Origin of the sequence: Burkholderia sp. MSh2 (assembly GCF_000731655.1) — a bacterium.
Taxonomy (GTDB): Bacteria; Pseudomonadota; Gammaproteobacteria; order Burkholderiales; family Burkholderiaceae; genus Burkholderia; species Burkholderia paludis.
Window position 1 is genome coordinate 1 of record NZ_JPGM01000147.1, and the last position, 1,197, is coordinate 1,197.

At 60.7% G+C, this 1,197-nt stretch carries 1 protein-coding gene; it reads right to left on the reverse strand.

Features of this window, described 5'->3' with window-relative positions:
* Nucleotides 1-27 precede the first annotated feature (27 nt).
* A protein-coding gene (locus tag GQ57_RS37940; protein ID WP_152603486.1) for an IS3 family transposase occupies nucleotides 28-1,127 on the reverse strand; the annotation gives its coding sequence in 2 pieces (ribosomal slippage) (nucleotides 28-875 and nucleotides 875-1,127; 1,101 coding nt in all).
* Nucleotides 1,128-1,197 lie beyond the last annotated feature (70 nt).

Below are 1,197 nucleotides of genomic sequence, written 5' to 3' on the forward strand. Positions count from 1 at the left end.
TGACCTGAGGCGGAATTTTGTACCCAATCAGGCAGTGAGTCTCGCGTTGATATTATCGGAATCCAGCCAGGCTCGACGGACCGTGGCGGGAGGTTGATAGCGATGTGCGCTATGGGGCCGGCGCTCGTTGTAGAACTGCCGCCAGCGTTCGATGAGCACCTTGGCCTCGGCGCGGCTGCGGAACCATTCCCGGTTCAGCAATTCGTCACGTAGCTTGCCGTTGAAGCTCTCGACGAATCCGTTTTGCCATGGACTGCCAGGCGCGATGAAGGCCGGACCGATGGCCGCATCCCGCAGCCAGCGCATGACCCTGGCAGCGGTAAATTCGGCACCGTTGTCAGACCGAACGAACGCGGGCTTGCCGTACAGGCGCATCAGTCGCGACAGCGTCAGAATCACATCCTGCGACCGCAGGCTGGCGCCGACCTCGATCGCCAGGCACTCGCGGGTGTATTCATCGATCACGCATAGCATCTTCAACGCTCGGCCATCCACCAGTTGATCGTGCACGAAGTCATAGCTCCAAACCGAATTGGGCTGCGTGGCGCCTGGCAGGCGTATGTCGTTGCCGCAGCGACGTCGGCGAGGACGTCGCCGCGGAATGTTGAGCTGCAGGACTCGCCACATTCGCCGCACGCGCGATTCGCTCAACGCCAGCCAGGCCGACATCCGGCGATAGCCGAAGCGCGGCACCTCTTGCGCGGCCGCCATCAGCCTCTCGCCCAGACTCCGATCCTTCTCCGGTTGCTTGAGCGTATAGGTCGCCACTCGGCGGCTCAGTCCCAGGTAGCGACATGCCTTGCGTTGCGAGAGCCCCCGCCGAGTCAGGACTTCCAGCGCTTCGCGCCGGCCCGTCGGGGTGATCATTTTTTTCGGCTGAACTCCTTCAGGCTGTCGATGACAAGCATCTGCTCGGCGATCAGCCGCTTGAGCCGATCGTTCTCCGATTCCAACTCTTTGAGCCGACGCGCGTCAGCCACGTCCATCCCGCCGAACTTGTTGCGCCAACGATAGAACGTCTGTTCCGAAATGTTGTGGCGCTTGCACAGATCCTTCACCGGCTCGTCCCGGCTCTCGGCCTCGCGCAAGATTCGAATGACTTGCTCGTCGGTAAATCGCTTCTTCATCGAGTTCTCCTTGCCTCTAGGATAAAAGAGAACTCACTTGCCGAATGGCTACAAGAAACGTCTCAGGTCA